Origin of the sequence: Streptomyces sp. NPDC005761 (assembly GCF_040630635.1) — a bacterium.
In the GTDB taxonomy this organism is placed as follows: domain Bacteria; phylum Actinomycetota; class Actinomycetes; order Streptomycetales; family Streptomycetaceae; genus Streptomyces.
On sequence record NZ_JBEXXX010000002.1, the window covers coordinates 93,931 to 115,388 of the forward strand.

Sequence of the window (21,458 nt, forward strand, 5' to 3'; positions counted from 1 at the left end):
CAGCTTGCTTGTACGGCCGACTCAGATGTCGAGGAAGCGGACGTCCTTGGCGTTGCGCTGGATGAACGAGCGCCGCGCCTCGACGTCCTCACCCATCAGCACCGAGAACAGGTCGTCGGCCTGCGCCGCGTCGTCGAGCGTGACCTGGCCGAGCACACGGTGGTCGACGTCCATCGTCGTGACACGCAGTTCCTCGGCGTTCATCTCACCGAGACCCTTGAAGCGCTGGATCGAGTCTTCCTTGATCCGCTTGCCGTTCTGCTTGCCGAGTGCCACGAGGGCGTCGCGCTCGCGGTCCGAGTACGCGTACTCGAAGTCGTCCCGGCCCCACTTGATCTTGTAGAGCGGCGGGCGCGAGAGGTAGACGTGCCCGGCCTCGACCAGCGGTCGCATGAAGCGGAAGAGGAAGGTCAGCAGCAGGGTGTTGATGTGCTGGCCGTCGACGTCGGCGTCCGCCATCAGAATGATCTTGTGATAGCGGAGCTTCTCGATGTCGAAGTCCTCGTGGACCCCGGTGCCGAAGGCCGAGATCAGCGCCTGGACCTCGGTGTTCTGCAGGATCTTGTCGATCCGGGCCTTCTCGACGTTCAGGATCTTGCCGCGGATCGGCAGGATGGCCTGGTACATCGGGTTCCGGCCGGACTTCGCCGAACCACCGGCGGAGTCACCCTCGACGATGAAGATCTCGCACTTCGTCGGGTCGTTCGACTGACAGTCGCTCAGCTTGCCCGGCAGCGAGGCGCTCTCCAGGAGCCCCTTGCGACGGGTCAGGTCACGCGCCTTGCGGGCCGCCACGCGGGCGGTCGAGGCGGCGATGCCCTTGCGGATGATGTCGGCGGCCTCGTTGGGGTTCCGGTCGAACCAGTCCGTCAGCTGCTCGTGGACGACCTTCTGCACGAAGGTCTTGGCCTCCGTGTTGCCCAGCTTGGTCTTCGTCTGGCCCTCGAACTGCGGCTCGCCCAGCTTCACCGAGATGATCGCGGTCAGACCCTCGCGGACGTCCTCACCGGTGAGGTTGTCGTCCTTCTCGCGCAGCAGCTTCTTGTCACGCGCGTACCGGTTGACCAGCGAGGTCAGGGCCGCACGGAAGCCCTCCTCGTGCGTACCGCCCTCGTGCGTGTGGATCGCGTTGGCGAAGGAGTAGACACCTTCGCTGTACTGCGTGTTCCACTGCATGGCGATCTCGGCCGAGAGGAGACGGTCCTTGTCCTCGGCCTCGATGTCGATCACCGACTGGTGGATGACATCGCCCTTGCGGGAGTTCAGGTACTTCACGAAGTCGACGATGCCGTTTTCGTAGTGGTACGTGACCGTCCGGGCCGGCTCGTCCTCGGGAACGTCGACCGCCTCGGCGCTGTCCGCGCCGACCGTCGCCTTCGCCGACTCCCGCTCGTCGGTGAGCTTGAGGGTGAGGCCCTTGTTGAGGAAGGCCATCTCCTGGAAGCGGCGCGAGAGCGTCTCGAAGGAGTACTCGGTCGTCTCGAAGATGTCCCCGTCCGCCCAGAAGCTGACGGTCGTGCCCGTCTCGTCGGTGGCCTCGTTACGGGCCAGGGGGGCCGTCGGGACGCCGAACTTGTAGTCCTGGGTCCAGCGGTAGCCGTCCGTCTTGACCTCGACGGCCACGCGTGTGGACAGGGCGTTGACGACGGATACACCGACGCCGTGCAGACCGCCGGAGACCGCGTAACCGCCGCCTCCGAACTTGCCGCCGGCGTGCAGCACCGTGAGGACTACCTCGACGGCGGGCTTGCCCTCGGACGGCACGATGCCGACCGGGATGCCACGGCCGTTGTCGATCACACGCACCCCGCCGTCGGGCAGGATCGTGACGTCGATGGTGTCCGCGTGCCCGGCCATGGCCTCGTCGACCGAGTTGTCGACAACCTCTTGCACGAGGTGGTGGAGACCGCGCTCACCGGTCGAGCCGATGTACATGCCAGGTCGCTTGCGGACCGCGTCCAGACCCTCGAGCACGGTGATCGCGCTGGCGTCGTACGAGGCTTTCACCTCACCCGAGGCCTTCGGCTCGGCCGATGCGGGAGCAGCGCCGCTCTCACCGGGGTTGGACGGAATGTTCTCGTTGGGGTTGCCGGAATCGGCCACGAAGCGCCCTTTCTGGCACAGCACAGGCCGTTCTCCGGGCAGGCGGGAGCGGCTGCGTCGTTCGGCTTGTATCGACGAATCCCGCATGGACGCGGGATTGTCCACCAGTCTACCGGTAGCGCCGACCCGAATGGGGGTTTGCCGGTACCTGAGTCCGCATGTGCCGCCCTGAATGAGCGCCTGACGACTCCCCATATCCGGGAAGGGGCCTCAAGAGGCTCACACGGGCATTGAGCGCTTCGGCCTGTCAGCCTCCCGCTACGGTGAGGGACACCTGCTCGCAGCCGTACGGTTGCAACCACCACGCACCCGCACGACAGGGGCATCTCGGTCATCGGTGACAACAGGGGCACCCCATGCACCGCGCTTCGCGCGTGCAGGACCGAGACCGTCGTCGGCCGGGGGAAGAAGAGCAGGTCAGAAAGGGTCAGCCGTAGGTGTCGCCGGGGCCGGTGCTCCCCGGCGCGCGCAGCGGACCGTATCTGCGCTGCGGGCCTCCCGGCCCCAGCACCTTGATCAATCTGACGGTGCCGTGCCCCAGATCCGCGTTGAGCCGGGCCACGAGCTGCGGTGCCAGCAGTCTCAGCTGCGTCGCCCACGCCGTCGAGTCGCACTGCACCGTCAGCACCCGCTCGTCGGGGTCCTCGTCGTAGCGCAACGGCACACAGTGATTGGCCAGATCGTCACCCACGATCTGCGGCCAGCGGCCCATCACACCGCCCACCGCAGCCGGCGTCTCCCAGCCGCGCTCGGTGATCAGACGATTGATCGCGGCGCCCAGCGGCAGCGGGTCCCGGCCGTCCGCGCGCGCGCCGGAACGCAGCCCGCCGCCCCGCCGCGCCTGCTTCTTCTGCTGCGCGGCGGCGCCGCGCGCCTTGGCCTGCTCCTTCGCCGCGCGCAGGGCCACCCGCGCCAGGTCGATTCCCGAGGGCTCCGGCTGCTTCGCCGGGTCCTTGCCGTCTCCGTCGCCGTTCACAGCCGCTCCACCTCGCCGGCCGACACCGCGTACCTCGCGCCCGCGAGCACCCCGGGGACGTCGTCGTCCACCGCGGCCGTCACCAGCACCTGCTCGCCGGGGGCCACCAGCTCGGCCAGCCGCTCCCGGCGCCGCGCGTCCAGCTCGGCGAAGACGTCGTCCAGCACCAGCACCGGTTCGTTGCCCTCGGAGCGCAGCAGGTCGTACGAGGCCAGCCGCAGGGCCAGCGCGTACGACCAGGACTCCCCATGGCTCGCGTACCCCTTCGCCGGCATCCCGCGCAGGCCGAGGACCAGGTCGTCACGGTGCGGGCCGACCAGGGTGACGCCCCGCTCGATCTCCTGTTTGCGCACGTCGGCAAGGGCCGCGATGAGTTGCGCGTACAGCTCCTCGCGCGTCCGTGCGGGCTCCACCTCCGGGCCCACCGAGCTGCGGTAATCCAGCGTCACCGGGCCGCCGCCCGGCGCCACGTCCGCGTACGCCTTGTCGGCCAGGGGCTGCAGTGTCGCGATCAGATCCAGCCGCTGTGCCAGCAGCTCGGCGCCCACCCGGCCCAGATGCTGGTCCCACACGTCGAGTGTCGACAGATCCATGGAACGCCCGCCGTGCCGGCGTGCCATCGCCGCGGACTTCAGCAGCGTGTTGCGCTGTTTCAGCACCCGCTCGTAGTCGGAGCGCACTCCGGCCATCCGCGGCGAACGGGCCGTGACCAGCTCGTCGAGGAACCGCCGACGCTCACCCGGGTCGCCCTTGACCAGCGCCAGGTCCTCGGGCGCGAACAGCACCGTGCGCACTATCCCCAGCACGTCCCGGGGCCTGACCTGCGACGACCTGTTGATCCTGGCCCGGTTGGCCTTGCCCGGATTCAGCTCCAGCTCGACCAGCTGGGACCGCTCGCCCTGGGTGACGGCCGCTCTGATGACGGCTCTGTCGGCCCCCATGCGCACCAGGGGAGCGTCGGAGGAGACGCGGTGGCTGCCGAGCGTCGCGAGATAGCCGACGGCCTCGACGAGGTTGGTCTTGCCCTGGCCGTTGGCCCCCACGAACGCGGTGACGCCCGGGTCGAGAGGCACCTCGACCCGGGCGTACGAGCGGAAGTCGGCCAGCGACAGATGCGTGACATGCATGGTGTACGCCGACCTTCCCGGCTTCCTGCTCCGTGCTTCGTAAGTGCGGGGCGGACCGTCCGGCCCCGGCCCGCGCTCCGCTGCGGCTACTTCTTGTTCTCGACCGCGTGGCCGCCGAACTGGTTGCGCAGCGCGGCGATCATCTTCATCTGCGGGGAGTCGTCCTGGCGGGAGGCGAAGCGCGCGAAGAGCGACGCGGTGATCGCGGGCAGCGGCACGGCGTTGTCGATCGCCGCCTCCACAGTCCAGCGGCCCTCACCGGAGTCGGCGGCGAAGCCACGGAGCTGGTCCAGGTGCTCGTCGTCGTCCAGAGCGTTGACCGCCAGGTCGAGCAGCCAGGAACGGATGACCGTGCCCTCCTGCCAGGAGCGGAAGACCTCGCGCACGTCGGTGACGGAGTCGACCTTCTCCAGGAGCTCCCAACCCTCGGCGTAGGCCTGCATCATGGCGTACTCGATGCCGTTGTGAACCATCTTCGCGAAGTGGCCGGCGCCGACCTTGCCCGCGTGGACGGAACCGAACTGGCCCTCGGGCTTCAGCGCGTCGAACACCGGCTGGACCTTCGCGACGTGCCCGGCGTCGCCGCCGTACATCAGCGCGTAGCCGTTCTCCAGGCCCCAGACGCCGCCGGAGACTCCGCAGTCGACGAAGCCGATGCCCTTGATTCCCAGCTCGACCGCGTGCTTCTCGTCGTCCGTCCAGCGGGAGTTCCCGCCGTCGACGACGATGTCGCCGGGCGAGAGCAGCTCGGCCAGCTCGTCGATCGTCGACTGGGTCGCGGCACCGGCCGGGACCATGACCCACACGACGCGGGGGCCCTTCAGCTTGCCCACAAGCTCTTCGAGGCTGTGGACATCGGCGACGTCCGGGTTGCGGTCGTAACCGATGACGGTGTGGCCAGCGCGGCGGATGCGCTCGCGCATGTTGCCGCCCATCTTGCCGAGGCCGACGAGACCGAGCTCCATCAGAGATTCCTTAAGCGTTGTGCCGATTCGTACCCAAGGTCCGAGCCTACGCCCGGCAGGGGACAGGACGCCGGGCATGCTCGGCGCTGAACATGCCCGTCGGGCCCTGCCACGCTGTCGCAGCGTCGGCAGGACCGGTGACCGGATCAGCCGGAGAGGCGGACCGGCATGATCAGGTACTTGTACGCATCGTCCGCCTCGGCGTCCACGGCAGGCCGGCCACTGAGCAGCGCGGGCTTGGTGGACGTCGTGAAGGACAGCTGGGCGACCGGCGAGTCGATGGCGCTCAGGCCGTCGAGCAGGAACGTCGGGTTGAAGGCGATGGAGATGTCGTCGCCCTCCAGCACGGAGTCGACGCGCTCCACAGCCTGTGCATCGTCGCTGGAACCCGCTTCGAGGATCAGGACGCCCTGCTCGAAGCTGAGCCGCACCGGGGTGTTCCGCTCGGCCACCAGGGCCACGCGCTTGACGGCCTCGACGAACGGCGCCGTCTCGATGACCGCGACCGAGTTGAACTCGGTGGGGAAGAGCGTGCGGTACTTCGGCAGGTCACCTTCGAGCAGTCGGGTCGTCGTCCGCCGGCCCGCGCCCTCGAAGCCGATGAGGCCTTCACCCGCGCCGGAGCCCGACAGGGCGAGCGTGACGGTGTCACCGCTGGTCAGCGCCTTGGCGGTGTCCAGGAGCGTCTTGGCCGGCACCAGCGCGACGGCGGAGGCGTCGGCGTTCTCCGGCTTCCAGAGGAACTCGCGGACCGCGAAGCGGTAGCGGTCGGTGGAGGCCAGGGTGACCGTGTCGCCCTCGATCTCGATCCGCACACCGGTGAGGACGGGCAGCGTGTCGTCGCGGCCCGCGGCGATGGCGACCTGGGCGGCCGCGGAGGCGAAGACCTCGCCGGGCACGGTGCCGGTCGCGGTCGGCATCTGGGGAAGTGCGGGGTACTCCTCCACAGGAAGGGTGTGGAGTGTGAACCGCGAGGATCCGCAGGCGACCGTCGCCCGTACACCGTCTGTGGAAATCTCCACCGGCCGGTTGGGCAGGGCACGGCAGATGTCGGCGAGCAGCCGGCCGGAGACGAGCACCGTGCCGTCCTCCTCGATCTCGGCATCCACCGAGACCCGGGCCGAGACCTCGTAGTCGAAGCTCGAGAAGCTGAGGGCGCCGTCCTCAGCCTTCAGCAGAAGGCCCGCGAGAACGGGCGCCGGCGGACGGGCCGGGAGGCTACGGGCCACCCAGGCCACAGCCTCCGCGAGTACATCGCGCTCCACCCGGATCTTCACCGGAACCGCCTCCTGCTGTTGCTCGCTCGCCCTGCTGGCCTTCGTCGTCTGGTCGGGTCGCTCCACCGATGCCGGGGGGAGGTCGCCGGGGACCAGTCTGACGTACGGCACCGACACTCGGTGCTGCTCGGGGTCAAGTCGCGACAAGAGGTTCGGAGAGCTCCGGCGCCGAGTTGTGCACAGGCCCCACTTCGAAGCGGATTCCGGGCTAACTATAGGTGGCAGTAGTAGTAGGGCCTGTGGAAACGGTGGATAACGTCGTTTTCCCAGGTCAGGCCCGGTTTTTTGTCCACCGACCCTGTGGGTGGCACCGGTGGACAACCCGGTGTTTCTGTGGACACCCGAAAGTTGTGCACACCCGATGCACAGGGCAGGGGGGTTTCTCCCCAGGGCTGTCCCCAGCTTTACCCACGTTCCCCACAGCCCAACCGACCCTCTTGGTGTGACGCCTTTCACTCGGTGCGGTGAAAGCGGGTGTTGCGTTGCCGAACAGTGGACAGCGGTGTGGAGAAGCCGGCCCGTCCTGGGGAAAACGGCCGCCGGCCTGTGGGCCGTCGGTGGACAACGTCGGCGGCCCCCTGTGGACGAAAAACTTGTCCACAGCCTGTGGATCATTGTTGACCACAAATCCCCAGGCCCCTGAGCTGGCCTGATGGGGTATCGGCTGCCGCGCCTGTGGAAGCAGTATGGACAACTTTTGGATCCCCAGGCTGTGGAGGGAAAATTCTCCCCAGATCTGTGGAGAACAGCCGTGTCCTCGGGCGTATTCGAACAGAGCCGTGGGCCGAAAGCCCTCGTGAGCGCCCTTCCACAGTCGTGCGAGCACCCTCCATCGCTCCGCGCAGGGGTTGCGGAGCGGCCTCACGGGGAACGGGGAAGGGCGCTGTGCGGACTCCTGACGAGTCCGCACAGCGCCCTTCGGCTGCGTGCGTGGGCCTACGGCGGTGCCGTAGCGCGTGGGCCTACGGCGGTGCCGTCAGCCGTTCTTGATGCGGTTGGTGAGTTCGGTGACCTGGTTGTAGATGGAGCGCCGCTCCGCCATCAGCGCGCGGATCTTACGGTCGGCGTGCATCACCGTCGTATGGTCCCGGCCGCCGAACTGCGCACCGATCTTGGGCAGCGACAGATCCGTCAGCTCGCGGCACAGGTACATGGCGATCTGGCGCGCCGTCACCAGCACGCGGCTGCGCGAGGATCCGCAGAGGTCCTCCACCGTCAGCCCGAAGTAGTCCGCGGTCGCCGCCATGATGGCCGTCGCCGTGATCTCCGGAGCCGAGTCCTCGCCGCCGGGGATCAGGTCCTTCAGCACGATCTCCGTCAGCCCGAGGTCCACCGGCTGACGGTTGAGGCTGGCGAAGGCCGTGACCCGGATGAGCGCGCCCTCCAGCTCACGGATGTTGCGGGAGATCCGGGAGGCGATGAACTCCAGGACCTCCGGCGGAGCGTTGAGCTGCTCCTGTACCGCCTTCTTCCGCAGGATCGCGATGCGCGTCTCCAGCTCCGGAGGCTGCACATCGGTGGTCAGGCCCCACTCGAATCGATTCCGCAGCCGGTCCTCCAGAGTCACCAACTGCTTGGGCGGACGGTCCGAGGACAGCACGATCTGCTTGTTGGCGTTGTGGAGCGTGTTGAAGGTGTGGAAGAACTCCTCCTGCGTCGACTCCTTGCTCGCCAGGAACTGGATGTCGTCGACCAGCAGGATGTCGACGTCGCGGTACCGCTTGCGGAAGGTGTCGCCCTTGCCGTCGCGGATCGAGTTGATGAACTCGTTGGTGAACTCCTCCGAGCTCACGTACCGCACCCGGGTGCCCGGATAGAGACTGCGGGCGTAGTGACCGATGGCATGCAGCAGGTGGGTCTTGCCGAGCCCCGACTCCCCGTAGATGAAGAGGGGGTTGTACGCCTTCGCGGGCGCTTCGGCGACAGCGACGGCCGCGGCGTGCGCGAACCGGTTCGAGGCGCCGATGACGAAGGTGTCGAAGAGGTACTTCGGGTTCAGCCGGGCGTGCGGTTCGCCGGGGCCGGGCGCGGGTGAGGGTTGCGCCCCCATCGGACCGGTGCCGCCGCCGGGCCGCCCGGTACCGGCGCCCTGCCGGCGCTGCGGCTCCTGCATGTCGTGGCGCTCGGGGCGCTGGGGCTCGTACCCCTGGCGCTCGGGAGGCTGCGGACGGTAGTCGTGCTGCGGCTGCTGCTGGGGGCGGCCGCCGCCGTACGGCTCGCGCCACTGCTCGGCGGACGGTTCGCGGTCCTGGAAGCCGCCGAGCCGGGGCTGCTGCCAGGAGAGATCGTCCTGGGTGCGCGGCCAGGCGCCGGGTTCGGGACGTTGCTGCTGGTAGTCGGGGTAGGCGGGCCGGGCCGTCGGCATTCCGTCGTCCGAGGGGCGGTGGCCGTATCCGTCATAGGCGTCGCTGTGCCGGCCCTCGTCGTGCTGAGGTCCCTGGTAGCGGTGCTGCTGCGGCTGCTGGGACTGGTGCATCGGGGGTGCCGGCGGGTTCGGGGGTTCGCCCGCGGAGTCGTCGACCGTGATCGCGATCCGGATGGTCCGTCCGCACTCGCGACTCAGTGTCTCGCTGATGAGCGGGGCGAGCCGGCCCTCCAGGACGCGCTTGCCCCATTCATTGGGGACGGCGAGCAGCGCGGTGTCGGCGACGAGGGCGAGCGGCTGACAGCGCTCGATCCACTGCTTGTCCTTCGGCTCGATGCCCTGCTGCCCCTCCCCGAGGAGTTGCTCCAGCACTCGTGGCCACACTGCGGCAAGATCGGCAGGTACGTCAGCCACAAGGCACGCTCTCTCGCTGGTCCCACGAATGTGTGGTTCTCGGGACGTATGGGTCGGGTTGGGTGAGGACCGGCAGGCGGGAAGAAAAAGAACCGGAGTTCAGCCACGGTAGGCGGGCCGACCCATGCGGTTCAAGTCGTTGTCCACAGGCTGTGCACAATGGGGGGTCCGACAGGGTCGGTTTGACCGGATGGCGTAGCCGCGCGTACCGTGACCAGGTCGAGTTGTCGATGGCTGCTGCCGCCTGCCTCCGATGGGCAAAGATCACGATCTGTGATTGTGAAGCGGTGCACTAGGGCGTTTACGCGAGTCTCTCGTGGGCGCACGGTGACAGCCAGGCGATGTCCCGCCAACACACGAATCATTTCTGGAGCCCCCGAGTGAGCAAGCGCACCTTCCAGCCGAACAACCGTCGTCGCGCGAAGACCCACGGTTTCCGCCTGCGTATGCGGACCCGTGCCGGCCGCGCGATCCTCGCGTCCCGCCGTGGCAAGGGCCGCGCCAGCCTGTCCGCCTGATCGCGTACAGGTCGTCATGACGTGCTGCCTACCGAGAATCGGCTGAGGCGGCGCGAGGACTTCGCGACCGCAGTACGACGAGGACGCAGGGCCGGTCGCCCTCTACTCGTCGTTCATCTACGCAGCGGTGCAACGGACCCGCACGTGACTGGGGAGACTGCTCCCCCGCCGCGTGCGGGTTTCGTTGTCAGCAAAGCAGTGGGTGGTGCGGTCGTCCGCACAGCGGTGAAGCGAAGGCTTCGCCATCTGGTCCGCGAACGGCTGGCCCTGCTGCCCCCCGGTAGCCTGGTTGTCGTACGCGCGTTGCCCGGCTCGGGTGACGCCGACCATGAACAGCTGGCCCGAGACCTGGATGCCGCCTTTCAGCGGCTGCTGGGAGGGGGCGCGCGATGAAGTACCCGCTGCTGGCTCTCATCAAGCTGTACCAGTGGACGATCAGCCCACTTCTCGGGCCTGTCTGCCGTTACTACCCGTCGTGTTCCCACTATGGATATACGGCGATCGACCGGCACGGAGCGATCAAGGGAACGGCGCTGACAGCGTGGCGCATCCTGCGATGCAATCCGTGGTCACCCGGCGGCGTGGATCACGTTCCACCACGCAAACGTCCGCGTTGGCACGAACTGCTGCGTAGTGCCGTACGTGGCAACAAGGGCGGGGACTCCGCCGCTGATGTGCCTTCCGGGAAGTCGGCCACCGACCTCCCGGGCTCGGCCGCAGAGACTTCGCCCAATGCTCAAGGAGCCTGATTAGTGGACACGATTGCCAGTCTGTTCAGCTTCATCACGTGGCCCGTTTCCTGGGTCATCGTCCAGTTCCACAAGTTGTACGGGGCGATCTTCGGCCCTGACACAGGATGGGCCTGGGGTCTTTCCATCGTGTCCCTCGTGGTGCTGATCCGTATCTGTCTGATCCCGCTGTTCGTCAAGCAGATCAAGTCGACGCGGAACATGCAGGTGCTCCAGCCGAAGATGAAGGCGATCCAGGAGCGCTACAAGAGCGACAAGCAGCGCCAGTCCGAAGAGATGATGAAGCTGTACAAGGAGACGGGTACCAACCCGTTGTCCTCGTGCCTTCCCATCCTGGCGCAGTCGCCGTTCTTCTTCGCCCTGTACCACGTGCTCTCGGCCATCGCGTCGAACAAGAAGATCGGTGTCATCGACCAGTCGCTGCTGGACAGCGCTCGTCAGGCCCACATCTTCGGTGCTCCGCTGGCCGCGAAGTTCATGGACAGCGCCGAGAAGGTCGAGGCGCTCGGTGCCTCGCTGACCGACGTCAGGGTCGTCACCGCGGTCATGATCGTGATGATGTCGGCCTCGCAGTTCTTCACGCAGCGCCAGCTGATGACGAAGAACGTCGACCTGACGGTCAAGACGCCGTACATGCAGCAGCAGAAGATGCTCATGTACATCTTCCCCCTGATCTTCGCCGTCATGGGTATCAACTTCCCCGTCGGTGTCCTCGTCTACTGGCTCACCACGAACGTCTGGACCATGGGTCAGCAGATGTACGTGATCAACCAGAACCCCACCCCGGGCAGCAAGGCGCAGGAGCAGTACCTCGGGCGCCTCCTGAAGAGCGTCACCACCCACGGTGAGGTGCGGGGCCGTACCCGGCGCAACACGGTCAAGCGCATCGTGGCCAAGGGGCCGGACCGCAATGACATCGAGCGGAAGTTCGTCACCGGGCTGGCCAAGCTGGGCCTCGCTCCCCAGGAGGACGGCACGGTGGCCAAGAGCGACACCGCCGTAGCCGAGGCCGAGGGCGGAGCCGCGCAGCGGCGCCAGCAGCCCAAGCGGCAGACGAAGGCGAAGCGCCAGACCACCGCGGGTCACCCGAGCGGGACCAAGGACACCGATTCCAGCGAGTCCGAGTCCAAGACCTCCCTGCAGAAGAGCGAACCGCAGGACGACAAGTCCAAGCCGGCGGGCAAGCCCGCTTCCGGCTCCTCACGCCAAGCCAAGTCCGGACAGCGCAAGGGCCCGCAGCGGCCCAAGCATCCGTCCAAGAAGTAAGAAGGAGTCCATCCGTGACGGAAGGCACCACCTCCACGGCCGCTGAGGGCAGCGACACCTTGACCCGCCTCGAGCAGGAAGGTGAGATCGCAGCGGACTACCTCGAGGGCCTGCTCGACATCGCCGACCTTGACGGCGACATCGACATGGACGTCGAGGCGGACCGGGCCGCGGTCTCGATCATCAGTGAATCGGCACGTGAACTGCAGAAGCTCGTGGGCCGCGACGGTGAGGTGCTGGAGGCACTCCAGGAGCTGACGCGGCTGGCCGTGCACCGGGAGACCGGTGACCGCAGCCGTCTGATGCTGGACATCGCCGGCTTCCGGGCCCAGAAGCGCACGGAACTCGCCGAGCTGGGTGCCAAGGCCGCGGACGAGGTCAAGAGCACCGGTGAGCCGGTGAAGCTCGACCCGATGACGCCGTTCGAACGCAAGGTTGTGCACGACGCGGTCGCGGCCGCAGGTCTGCGCAGCGAATCGGAGGGCGAGGAGCCGCAGCGCTTCGTCGTCGTCCTTCCGGCCTGACCGGATCCTCTCCTGTCGGCCCCGTCTGTTCGCAGACGGGGCCGATCTTTGTCAGCCTGATAGTCAGCCACCCATGGTGCGGTAATGCGGTATGGAAGGACGGTTCCCGTGACGGAGGAAGTAGCGCTTCCCCAGGCGCCCGACGAGGCCCGGGAGGTGTTCGGTGAGTGCTTTCCCGAGGCTGTCCGGTACGCGGAACTGCTGGCCGATGCGGGGGTCAAGCGGGGGTTGATCGGTCCGCGCGAGGTCCCGCGTCTGTGGGAGAGGCATCTGCTGAACTGCGCGGTGCTCTCCGAGGTCGTCCCCGAGGGTGTCACGGTCTGCGATGTGGGGTCGGGCGCCGGTCTTCCGGGGATTCCGCTGGCGCTGGTGCGCCCGGATCTGAAGATCACCCTGCTTGAGCCGTTGCTCCGTCGCACGAACTTCCTTCAGGAGGTCGTCGAGCTGCTGGGGCTGGAGCATGTGACGGTCGTCCGTGGCCGGGCAGAGGAAGTTCTGGGGTCGCTTCAGCCGGTGCATGTGGTGACGGCTCGGGCGGTCGCCCCGCTGGACCGCCTGGCGGGCTGGGGAGTGCCCCTGCTCCGCCCCTACGGGGAGATGCTGGCACTCAAGGGTGATACCGCCGAGGAAGAGATCAACGGCGCGCGGGCGGCCCTCAGTAAGCTCGGCGTCGTGGAGACCGAGGTGCTCCACGTCGGCGAGGGCATCGTCGACCCGATGTCCACCGTGGTGCGCGTGGTGGTGGGCGAGAGCCCCGGCGGTGTGAGGTTCGCCGCAAAGCGCGCCAAGGCTGCGAGGGTCAGCCGGACACGTCGTCGCCGCTGAGAACGCGATTACGTTGAGCGTCTGACCGTTACCTACCATTTGATCCGCATCTCGGTGATGTGGCGGTCATGGAGCTGTACGTACCCCGCGCGGAGTGTCGTGCCCCTGTAGCTACGCTGCAGGGGCATCGTGTTTCACGTGAAACGTCGCTCTCTGCTGCATGGAATCATCGGCCGCGGTCGTGCGGCCGCCGCCCCTCGCCATCGCAGGCCCGTTAGGGCTACGGAGTTGTCCACAGAAGTGGATTCATCCACAGAAGAGCGGGCCTCGCTGGTTCACGAACCCGAAACCATGGCAGGCTCTGCTCATTGCGAGCCTGAAGTCGAGGAGAGTGAATCCTTGCGGTCCGACGCCAACATCGCGGGACCGATGACCGATCCGGTCCCCGGTCCCCGAACCGAATCGGTGGGGGACGGTGTTTCACGTGAAACTCCGCCGCCGATGGATGACACACCCATCGGTCGTGCGGCCCAGCTGGCGGTGGAGGCCCTGGGCCGTGCCGGCGAGGGGCTGCCGCGGCCTGACCAGACGCGGGTCATGGTGGTGGCCAACCAGAAGGGCGGGGTGGGCAAGACCACCTCGACGGTCAACCTTGCCGCCTCACTTGCACTGCACGGTGCACGTGTACTGGTCGTCGACCTCGACCCGCAGGGGAACGCCTCAACGGCTCTGGGTATCGATCATCATGCCGAAGTCCCCTCCATCTACGACGTGCTGGTGGAGAGCAAACCGCTCGCCGACGTGGTCCAGCCGGTTCCGGACGTCGAAGGTCTCTTCTGTGCGCCGGCCACCATCGATCTCGCCGGTGCGGAGATCGAGCTGGTGTCGCTGGTGGCGCGGGAGAGCCGACTGCAGCGAGCGATTCAGGCGTACGAGCAGCCGCTCGACTACATTCTGATCGACTGCCCGCCCTCGCTCGGCTTGCTGACGGTCAACGCTCTGGTGGCCGGTGCGGAGGTCCTGATCCCGATTCAGTGCGAGTACTACGCACTGGAAGGGCTGGGGCAGCTGCTGCGAAACGTGGACCTGGTGCGGGGGCATCTCAATCCCGATCTCCATGTGTCGACGATCCTGCTCACCATGTACGACGGCCGGACCAGGCTCGCCTCACAGGTGGCGGAGGAGGTGCGCAGCCACTTCGGCAAGGAGGTCCTGCGTACCAGCATTCCTCGCTCGGTGCGGATCTCCGAGGCGCCGAGCTACGGGCAGACGGTGCTGACCTACGACCCGGGTTCGAGCGGGTCCCTGTCATATCTCGAAGCGGCCCGTGAGATCGCGCTGCGCGGGGTCGGCGTCCAGTACGAGGCGCAGCATGCCCAGACGGGCAGTCGGAACAGCCAGCAGAATACTTCGGAGGGGATCCAGTGAGTGAGCGTCGTAGAGGTTTGGGGCGAGGGCTCGGTGCCCTGATCCCCGCCGCTCCGCAGGAGAAGCAGATTCCGGCAGCTGGGATGGGTGCGTCAGCGCCTGGAACGACGCCGGTGCTGACGTCCGAACGGGGCGTGGCCGTCGCGAAGGTGACCACCCTGGGCTCGGGCGGCGCTGTGGTGCCGGAGCCGAGCGCACCGGTCTCCGTATCCGACGGGACCGGTGGTCCGGCAGAGGTGGCGGGGGCGTACTTCGCCGAGCTGCCCATCGACTCGATCACGCCGAACCCTCGTCAGCCCCGTGACGTGTTCGACGAGGACGCGCTTGCCGAGCTGGTCACCTCCATCAAGGAGGTCGGTCTTCTCCAGCCCGTCGTCGTGCGGCAGGCGGGATCCGGTCGCTTCGAGCTCATCATGGGCGAGCGGCGCTGGAGGGCCTGCCGTGAGGCTGATCTGAAGCAGATCCCTGCCATCGTCCGGGCCACGGACGACGAGAAGCTTCTTCTGGACGCGCTTCTGGAGAACCTCCACCGGGCTCAGCTGAACCCCTTGGAGGAGGCGGCTGCGTACGACCAGCTGCTCAAGGACTTCAAGTGCACCCACGATCAGCTGGCCGACCGGATCGGGCGGTCGCGGCCGCAGGTGTCCAACACCTTGCGTCTCCTGCGGTTGTCGCCGCCGGTTCAGCGCAGGGTGGCCGCCGGGGTTCTGTCCGCAGGTCATGCGCGGGCGCTGCTCTCGGTGGACGACTCCGATGAGCAGGACAAGCTGGCGCATCGCATTGTGGCCGAGGGACTTTCCGTGCGGGCGGTCGAGGAGATCGTGACGCTCATGAGCTCCAGGCCCGAGAAGGCCGCGAAGTCCAAGGGGCCCCGGGCCGGCGGTCGGCTGTCGCCGGCGCTGACCGACCTGGCGTCCCGGCTGTCCGACCGGTTCGAGACCAGGGTGAAGGTCGACCTCGGGCAGAAGAAGGGAAAGATCGTCGTCGAGTTCGCCTCGATGGAGGATCTGGATCGCATCCTCGGCAGTCTCGCGCCGGGTGAGGGCCGAGTTCTGGACCGAGCTCCCTCCGAGGAGACGGCCGAGGACGACGAGGGCTGAGGCTCCGGCTGGTGAGAGGCGGGCTGCACTCCGGTGGATGACGGAGTACAGCCCGCCTTGTGCTTTCTGGAGAGGGCGGCGGAGCGGGGAAGGGAAGGGGCGAGGCCAGGGCTGTCTGCCCTTTGCTCTTTCACGGTGTCGGCTTGATCCCTTGGTGGATACGATGCGTTCTGGTAGGGCACATCCAATTGATCCACCTCCGTGACCGGAGTGCACCGTCCGTCGCGCGATGCGGTGGGTGAGGGAAGTGAGGAACAGCCTTCATGGGGCGTCGGCTCGTACCGCTCACGCTGGACAACCTGTCCGATCTCCCTCAGCGCTGCCGCTCGTGTGTGTTCTGGGAGCTGGACCCCGTGAGGGGGGACGCGGCAGTCAAAGGGGGCAGAGCCGAGCCGGAGAAGGAGGCCTGGATCTCCGCCGTCCTGCTGGAGTGGGGGTCCTGCGGCCGCGTGGTCTATGTCGATGATGTGCCGGTCGGCTTCGTCCTCTATGCCCCGCCCGCGTATGTGCCGAGAGCCACGGCCTTCCCGACAAGTCCTGTCTCCCCCGACGCGGTTCAGCTGATGACGGCTTTGATCCTGCCGGGATACCAGGGCCAGGGGCTGGGCCGGGTCATGGTGCAGACGGTGGCCAAGGACCTGATACAGCGGGGGTTCAAGGCGATCGAGGCTTTCGGGGACGCCCGGTGGAAGGAACCCGCCTGTGTGCTGCCCGCAGAACACCTGCTGGCGGTGGGCTTCAAGACCGTACGACCGCACCCGGTGCATCCGCGGCTGAGGCTGGAGCTGCGCACGACGCTGTCATGGAAGGAAGACGTCGAGCTGGCACTGGACCGGTTGCTGGGGGCCGTACAGAAAGAACCCGCGCTTCGGCCGTTGTGAGCACCTACGTGAAACGGGCCCATCCTCGCGAGGATGGGCCCGTTTCACGTGAAACAGCGGTACGACAGCTGTGCCTTACTCAGTGATGAAGCCTTCGAGGTCGCGGAGAATCGCGGCCTTCGGCTTGGCGCCGACGATGGTCTTGGCGACCTCGCCGCCCTGGTAGACGTTCAGCGTCGGGATGGACATGACGCCGTACTTGGCAGCGGTGGCCGGGTTCTCGTCGATGTTGAGCTTGACGATCTCGATCTCGCCGTGCTCGGCCGCGATGGCCTCCAGGGAGGGGGCGATCTGACGGCACGGGCCGCACCAAGCAGCCCAGAAGTCCACCAGCACGGGCTTGTCGCTCTTCAGGACGACCTCATCGAAGGAGTCGTCGGTCACGTTCTTCAGGGCGCCGGCCACGGCGGCCTCCTTAACTAAGCGGGGTGTGGGGTGAGGCGTGGATCAGACGGTGGCTGCGGCAGCCTTTTCGTCGTCGGCGAGCGCGGCCAGGAAGCGCTCGGCGTCGAGGGCGGCGGAGCAGCCGGTGCCGGCAGCGGTGATGGCCTGCCGGTAGGTGTGGTCGACGACGTCACCGGCACCGAAGACACCGGTGAGGTTGGTGCGCGTCGAGGGGGCGGCGACCTTGAGGTAGCCCTCGTCATCGAGGTCGAGCTGGCCCTTGAAGAGCTCCGTGCGCGGGTCGTGGCCGACGGCGATGAACAGCCCGGTCACGGGGAGCTCGGACGTCTCACCGGTCTTCGTGTTACGCAGGGTCAGACCGGAAAGCTTCTGCTCGCCGTGGACACCGGCGACCTCGCTGTCCCACGCGAACTTGATCTTCGGGTCGGCGAACGCGCGGTCCTGCATGGCCTTGGAGGCACGCAGGGAGTCACGGCGGTGGACGATGGTGACCGACTTCGCGAAGCGGGAGAGGAACGTGGCCTCTTCCATCGCGGTGTCGCCGCCGCCGACCACGGCGATGTCCTGGTCCTTGAAGAAGAAGCCGTCGCAGGTCGCACACCAGGAGACGCCACGTCCGGAGAGGGCGTCCTCGTTGGGCAGACCGAGCTTGCGGTGCTGTGAGCCGGTGGTGACGATGACGGCCTTGGCACGGTGCACCGTGCCGGCGGTGTCGGTGACCGTCTTGATGTCACCGGTGAGATCCACCGAGATCACGTCGTCGGGGATGAGCTCGGCTCCGAAGCGCTCGGCCTGGGCGCGCATGTTGTCCATGAGCTCGGGGCCCATGATCCCGTCCTGGAAACCGGGGAAGTTCTCCACGTCGGTGGTGTTCATCAACGCGCCACCAGCGGTGACGGCGCCCTCGAACACCAGCGGCTTCAGCGAGGCGCGCGCGGTGTACAGGGCGGCTGTGTAGCCCGCGGGGCCGGAGCCGATGATGATCACATTACGCACGTCGCTCACGGGTTTCTTCCTCGTCTCTGCAGACTGCCTACTGTCCACGCCTACTGGGGTCGGTTCAACGACTCTCACCCCACCCAACGGATCCTACGGGGGATGCATTCCCGACGTGCCGGGGCTCCATCCGGCGTGATTCTCAGGGGCGCGCGTAGACGTGTGTCAGCAGGAGTTTCCCCTTGGCTGCGGGCTCGGCGCCGACACATGTGGCGTCGACGACGTACGCCTGGACCCGGGTGGGGTCCGTGGGGTGCGGCAGAACGACGAGGAAGGCATCGGCCCCCTCGTAGGTGCCCCGTTCGACGGCGAGGGCCGGGTTGTCCCGGCCGATGCCCTGCTCCACGCAGGAGGGGACCGCAGCGGCGGGAGCGCGGAGTGGGCTCTGGGGTGACGCGGAATGGGGAGAAGTGGATTCCGCCGAGGACTTCGTGTCCGCGGACGGGTCCCGCTCTTCGCCGCCGGAGTCCTGTGGGCTCGCGGCGTCCGAGCCGGAATCCAAGAGGCTGTGAACTCGCTCCTCAAGCGTGGACTGGGAGAACGCGTGTGGCCCGGCCTTCGAAAGGGCGGCGCCACGGTCCAATGCGGTGCTGTCGTTGCTGCCCTGAGACAGCTGGACGTTCTGCAGCAGGAAAATGCTCACGCCGATCACCGCAGCTCCGAGGGCGGCGCCGAGCACGGCTGTGCGGCGGCGCCGACGCGCGGGGCGCCGGCCAGGACCCGTTGCGGCACGCGCGTGTCCGGCGGGACGGTCCGCGATCTCGGAGGACGTTGTTTCACGTGAAACATCAGCCGCCTCGGGCACCACGCGGGCGGTGGCGGCCTCGGCCGCGAGTGCGGCGTCGATGCGATCTGCGACGTCGGAGGGCATGGGCTCCGGGGCGGGCAGGGTGCCGAGGAGGTCGCGGATCTCCTGAAGCGACGTATGAACGGCGGCGCAGAGTTCACAACCGTCCACGTGGCGCTGGACGTCAGCCGTGCGGGAGGAGGAGAGCAGGCCCTCGGTGAGGTCGGAGATCTCCGAGACGTCCGGGTGCTGGGTCGTATCGGTCGTCGAGGTCATGCGTGTCCACCTCCGCCCTTCACTGCTGCTGGGTCGCTCTTGGCTGCGTCTCTTGGTCCCGCCGCCGGTGGGACGGATGCTCTCGGCGTCCGGTTCCCTTCCGCCTCCGCCTGCGGCTGCTCGCCGTCGCCGTTGCTGCTCCGGAGATGGGTGAGCTGAGGGGCCAGCCTGGCGCGTCCCCGCGCACAGCGGCTCTTCACGGTGCCGACCGGCACATCGAGGATGCGCGCAGCCTCCGCTACCGGGTACCCCTGCATATCGACGAGGACGAGGGCAGCACGCTGTTCGGCGGGGAGGGTGGCCAGGGCCGCGAGCAGTTCGCGCTGAAGGTCCTGGCGCTCAGCGGGAGCCTCGGCCGACTCATGGGGCTCCATGAGCTGATCGAGCCGCTCCGGGTCGTCAACGGGCGCGGTCTTCCGGGAAGAGGCCTTGCGGACCCGGTCGAGGCAGGCGTTGACGGTGATGCGGTGCAGCCAGGTGGTGACGGCGGACTGACCCCGGAAGGTATGGGCTGCGCGGAAGGCGGAGATCAGGGCGTCCTGTACGGCATCGGCCGCTTCCTCGCGGTCTCCCAGGGTACGCAGCGCCACGGCCCACAACCGGTCGCGGTGCCGTCGTACGAGCTCACCGAAGGCATCGGGGTCGCCGGCTACGTGGCGAGCGAGGAGGTCTGAGTCGCTGAGTGGTCCGGACGGCTCGGCGGCCACCTCCCCCTCCCTCCCTCTCCGATTCAAGGTGCGTCTGTCTATCACGGTTCAGGTGGGCAGGGGGAGGGCTGATCACCCGAGAACGGAGATCTCCGAAATTCCTCCGCGGTATCCACTGCCGGTGTCGTCCTGTGCGAGCTCCGTGATGTGGATCAGGATGTACCGGGTCCGCACCGGCTTGGAGAGGCTCTCCTTGAGGCTGCTTCCCGCCGTTCCCAGCTGGGTGAGGCGCTGCGGGAAGTCCGAGAGCGACGAGGGCGCGGAGGCGTTGTCGTCGGCTGCCAGGACCTCGGCCGTCTGCCCGCTGCGGTACATCGTGATGTCGACGCCCGAGACGTCCTGCACGCTGCCCAGGTCGACGATGATCCCGCTGCCGTCCTTGCGGGAATCGAGGTTGCCGAAATTCGGGTAGCCCTTGTAGCGCGGAGTGACCCATGAGGTGCCCGGCTTGCCGTCGGCGGTGTTCGGAGCATCGTTCTGGTTGATGCCCGAGCCGCTGGGCGTGAACTCCGAGGCACCCTCAATCTTCAGCGGCACGGCAGGACGGGGCTTCGGCTCGTCGCCGTTCTCCGGGTTGGTCTGGGTCGTGCCCGGGTCGTCAGAGCCGTTGTCGCGGTCGAGGAGCGTCTCCGCGAGCTGCCAGCTGCCGAGACCCAGGGCGGCGATGAGCAGCGCGGACACCGCCCACTTGAGGGCTTTCCCGGTGCGGCTCTGGAGCGGGGCAGGGGGGACGACGGTCGGCTGGGGGACGCCGGCGCCGGGTCCGGCCGGGCGCCCGAAGGTGCCCTGCTGGTACGTGGTTCGCTGGTACTCCGGCGGGGCGGTGAACGTGGGCTCGGGCGGCCGGATGCGCGGCATCGCCGCGACGGCCTTGGCGAGCTCGTCCGGGGTGGTGCACGGCTGTTCCTGACGGGAGGCCGTGGCCCCGTCATTGGCGAGCGCCCGCATGGCGATCTCCGAGAGGCCTCGGTGGACCCCGGCCCGCACCTGATCGGGTGCGAGCAGCCCCACGCCCTTGGGGAGCCCTGTGAGGCCGTAGGCATCGCTCTCGTACGGCCAGCGCTGGGTCAGCGCGGCGTACAGAAGGGCGCCGATCGCCTCGGTGTCGGCGCGCTGCGGTCCGTCGGAGGTGATCCCCCGCAGCGCCGCGTTCACCGCGAGGCCGCGGATGCGGTATTGGCCGGAGGAACTGCGCAGCACCGCTCCGGGTGTCAGCCTCAGATGTGCCAGGCCCTCTCGGTGCGCGGCAGCCATTGCCTGCGAGATCTGACTGACGAGCTGGTAGGCGTCGTGAGCGTCCATCGGTCCCGCGCCCAGGAGAGCGGTCAGCTCGGTGGCGTCCGGAAGCCATTCGTGGACGACGTAGACGAGATCGTTCTCCTCCACGGCGTCGAGGACCTGCACGAAGCGAGGGTCGCCGAGCAGGGCGGACGATCGGGCCGCGGCCAGCACGGAACGGGCCCGCGGATGGTCTGCGGGCAGGAGGTGTACGCCCACAGCGCGGCGCAGTTTCTCGTCGACGGCGCGCCAACTGCTGAACCCGTCCAGGCGAGTGACGCACTCCTCGAGCCGGTAGCGCCCGGCAAGTTTGTGACCGCTGTGCAGATCAGGGGTCGGCACGGTGATTCCGGAGCCGCTCGGCTCGTTCTCCGCGTCCTTGGGGCCTGTACCCGTTGAATCCTGCGCTTCTGCCGTACCGTCGCTCGTGGCCTCGTCCGCTTTCGCGGGCAGCGGCTCGTCGCCACTGTTGTCGGCCACGTCGACGGCAGCCGTGCTACGTTCCGCCACCGTCGTTCCTGCCTCCCCATCCGTTGGGCGATGCCAGCCAG

Annotated in this window: 20 protein-coding genes; 9 read left to right on the forward strand and 11 right to left on the reverse strand. The window is 67.8% G+C overall.

Annotated elements, in window-relative coordinates; all coding sequences use genetic code 11:
* Window positions 1-21 precede the first annotated feature (21 nt).
* The 6 genes from gyrB to dnaA form a co-directional block, all read right to left on the reverse strand.
* Window positions 22-2,127 carry a DNA topoisomerase (ATP-hydrolyzing) subunit B gene (gene gyrB, locus ABZ434_RS02570; RefSeq protein ID WP_359131557.1) on the reverse strand — a complete coding sequence of 702 codons (2,106 nt, stop codon included), beginning with the start codon at window positions 2,125-2,127 and terminating at the stop codon, window positions 22-24.
* Between the two features lie 403 nt (window positions 2,128-2,530).
* Window positions 2,531-3,079 (reverse strand): DciA family protein, encoded by a 549-nt coding sequence (locus tag ABZ434_RS02575; protein WP_359131558.1) that lies wholly within the window; start codon window positions 3,077-3,079, stop codon window positions 2,531-2,533.
* The gene (gene recF, locus ABZ434_RS02580) at window positions 3,076-4,206 is read right to left on the reverse strand and encodes a DNA replication/repair protein RecF (protein ID WP_359131560.1); all 1,131 of its coding nucleotides are present in this window, start codon (window positions 4,204-4,206) and stop codon (window positions 3,076-3,078) included. The genes ABZ434_RS02575 and recF overlap by 4 nt, the downstream gene beginning before the upstream one ends.
* Window positions 4,207-4,292: 86 nt before the next feature.
* Window positions 4,293-5,171, reverse strand: coding sequence for a phosphogluconate dehydrogenase (NAD(+)-dependent, decarboxylating) (gene gnd / locus ABZ434_RS02585; RefSeq protein WP_359131562.1), 879 nt, complete (start codon window positions 5,169-5,171; stop codon window positions 4,293-4,295).
* A gap of 146 nt (window positions 5,172-5,317) precedes the next feature.
* On the reverse strand, window positions 5,318-6,448 hold the full coding sequence (dnaN, locus tag ABZ434_RS02590) for a DNA polymerase III subunit beta (RefSeq protein WP_148022051.1): 1,131 nt from the start codon (window positions 6,446-6,448) through the stop codon (window positions 5,318-5,320).
* Window positions 6,449-7,424: 976 nt separating this feature from the next.
* Window positions 7,425-9,227, reverse strand: coding sequence for a chromosomal replication initiator protein DnaA (dnaA, locus tag ABZ434_RS02595; protein ID WP_359131563.1), 1,803 nt, complete (start codon window positions 9,225-9,227; stop codon window positions 7,425-7,427).
* Between the two features lie 380 nt (window positions 9,228-9,607).
* Between dnaA and rpmH the strand changes: the two genes are divergently transcribed.
* The 9 genes from rpmH to ABZ434_RS02640 all read left to right on the forward strand — a co-directional run bounded on the left by rpmH (window position 9,608) and on the right by ABZ434_RS02640 (window position 16,458).
* Window positions 9,608-9,745: a 50S ribosomal protein L34 gene (rpmH, locus tag ABZ434_RS02600; RefSeq protein WP_010985740.1), complete on the forward strand. Its 138-nt coding sequence runs from the start codon at window positions 9,608-9,610 to the stop codon at window positions 9,743-9,745.
* A gap of 21 nt (window positions 9,746-9,766) precedes the next feature.
* Window positions 9,767-10,138, forward strand: coding sequence for a ribonuclease P protein component (gene rnpA / locus ABZ434_RS02605; protein WP_359131564.1), 372 nt, complete (start codon window positions 9,767-9,769; stop codon window positions 10,136-10,138).
* Entirely contained in the window at window positions 10,135-10,494 is a 360-nt protein-coding gene (yidD, locus tag ABZ434_RS02610) for a membrane protein insertion efficiency factor YidD (protein WP_359131565.1), read from the forward strand. The genes rnpA and yidD overlap by 4 nt, the downstream gene beginning before the upstream one ends.
* 3 nt (window positions 10,495-10,497) lie before the next feature.
* Window positions 10,498-11,760, forward strand: a complete 1,263-nt coding sequence (gene yidC, locus ABZ434_RS02615; RefSeq protein ID WP_359131566.1) for a membrane protein insertase YidC — start codon at window positions 10,498-10,500, stop codon at window positions 11,758-11,760.
* Window positions 11,761-11,774: 14 nt separating this feature from the next.
* Window positions 11,775-12,284 carry a R3H domain-containing nucleic acid-binding protein gene (locus tag ABZ434_RS02620; protein WP_148019656.1) on the forward strand — a complete coding sequence of 170 codons (510 nt, stop codon included), beginning with the start codon at window positions 11,775-11,777 and terminating at the stop codon, window positions 12,282-12,284.
* Window positions 12,285-12,392: 108 nt separating this feature from the next.
* Window positions 12,393-13,109, forward strand: coding sequence for a 16S rRNA (guanine(527)-N(7))-methyltransferase RsmG (gene rsmG, locus ABZ434_RS02625; protein WP_359131567.1), 717 nt, complete (start codon window positions 12,393-12,395; stop codon window positions 13,107-13,109).
* Window positions 13,110-13,400: 291 nt separating this feature from the next.
* Window positions 13,401-14,477, forward strand: coding sequence for a ParA family protein (locus ABZ434_RS02630; RefSeq protein ID WP_359131872.1), 1,077 nt, complete (start codon window positions 13,401-13,403; stop codon window positions 14,475-14,477).
* Window positions 14,474-15,577, forward strand: coding sequence for a ParB/RepB/Spo0J family partition protein (locus ABZ434_RS02635; RefSeq protein WP_359131569.1), 1,104 nt, complete (start codon window positions 14,474-14,476; stop codon window positions 15,575-15,577). Before ABZ434_RS02630 ends, ABZ434_RS02635 begins: the two co-directional genes overlap by 4 nt.
* A 263-nt stretch (window positions 15,578-15,840) precedes the next feature.
* Window positions 15,841-16,458 (forward strand): GNAT family N-acetyltransferase, encoded by a 618-nt coding sequence (locus tag ABZ434_RS02640; protein WP_359131571.1) that lies wholly within the window; start codon window positions 15,841-15,843, stop codon window positions 16,456-16,458.
* Between the two features lie 75 nt (window positions 16,459-16,533).
* Here ABZ434_RS02640 and trxA read toward each other — a convergent pair whose 3' ends face one another.
* From trxA to ABZ434_RS02665, 5 genes are all read right to left on the reverse strand, one after another.
* On the reverse strand, window positions 16,534-16,863 hold the full coding sequence (gene trxA, locus ABZ434_RS02645; protein ID WP_219569130.1) for a thioredoxin: 330 nt from the start codon (window positions 16,861-16,863) through the stop codon (window positions 16,534-16,536).
* Between the two features lie 42 nt (window positions 16,864-16,905).
* Window positions 16,906-17,868 carry a thioredoxin-disulfide reductase gene (gene trxB / locus ABZ434_RS02650; RefSeq protein ID WP_148019650.1) on the reverse strand — a complete coding sequence of 321 codons (963 nt, stop codon included), beginning with the start codon at window positions 17,866-17,868 and terminating at the stop codon, window positions 16,906-16,908.
* Between the two features lie 133 nt (window positions 17,869-18,001).
* Entirely contained in the window at window positions 18,002-18,922 is a 921-nt protein-coding gene (locus ABZ434_RS02655) for a hypothetical protein (protein WP_359131573.1), read from the reverse strand.
* A complete protein-coding gene (gene sigM / locus ABZ434_RS02660) occupies window positions 18,919-19,629 on the reverse strand; it encodes an RNA polymerase sigma factor SigM (RefSeq protein ID WP_359131575.1) in 711 nt (236 codons plus the stop codon). The genes ABZ434_RS02655 and sigM overlap by 4 nt, the downstream gene beginning before the upstream one ends.
* Window positions 19,630-19,701: 72 nt before the next feature.
* The gene (locus ABZ434_RS02665) at window positions 19,702-21,417 is read right to left on the reverse strand and encodes a serine/threonine protein kinase (RefSeq protein ID WP_359131577.1); all 1,716 of its coding nucleotides are present in this window, start codon (window positions 21,415-21,417) and stop codon (window positions 19,702-19,704) included.
* Between the last annotated feature and the right edge of the window lie 41 nt (window positions 21,418-21,458).

Bases quoted from the DNA above. Each gene is read 5' to 3' on its own strand.
- yidD (WP_359131565.1), top strand. From the start codon at position 10,135: ATGAAGTACCCGCTGCTGGCTCTCATCAAGCTGTACCAGTGGACGATC.
- recF (WP_359131560.1), bottom strand. From the start codon at position 4,206: ATGCATGTCACGCATCTGTCGCTGGCCGACTTCCGCTCGTACGCCCGG.
- ABZ434_RS02655 (WP_359131573.1), bottom strand. From the start codon at position 18,922: ATGACCTCGACGACCGATACGACCCAGCACCCGGACGTCTCGGAGATC.
- ABZ434_RS02640 (WP_359131571.1), top strand. From the start codon at position 15,841: ATGGGGCGTCGGCTCGTACCGCTCACGCTGGACAACCTGTCCGATCTC.
- ABZ434_RS02630 (WP_359131872.1), top strand. From the start codon at position 13,401: ATGGCAGGCTCTGCTCATTGCGAGCCTGAAGTCGAGGAGAGTGAATCC.
- gnd (WP_359131562.1), bottom strand. From the start codon at position 5,171: ATGGAGCTCGGTCTCGTCGGCCTCGGCAAGATGGGCGGCAACATGCGC.